At 50.0% G+C, this 204-nt stretch carries 1 rRNA gene; it reads left to right on the top strand.

Going from position 1 to position 204, the window contains the following annotated elements:
• Window positions 1-132: 132 nt before the first annotated feature.
• Window positions 133-204: ribosomal RNA gene (gene rrf / locus WA407_RS26665) — 5S ribosomal RNA — on the top strand; the annotation flags it as partial.

Genomic DNA, 204 nt, shown 5'->3' with positions numbered 1-204 from the left:
TCGGAAGGTGCGGCTGGATCACCTCCTTTCTATGGAGAATCGTTTCCTGCAATGGAAACATTCAAATATGAAGCATTAGCTTCAAAAACTACTCACTCGTTGCTCAGTTTTGAGAGCTCAAACTCTCGAACGTTTGGTGGCGATAGCGGAGGGGTTCCACACGTACCCATCCCGAACACGACCGTTAAGCCCTCCAGCGCCGAT

Source organism: Paenibacillus sp. 203 (assembly GCF_037027525.1).
Lineage (GTDB): Bacteria > Bacillota > Bacilli > Paenibacillales > Paenibacillaceae > Paenibacillus > Paenibacillus polymyxa_B.
The sequence above is the reverse complement of the archived record's forward strand: the minus strand, read 5'-3'. Positions and strand labels throughout refer to the sequence as shown.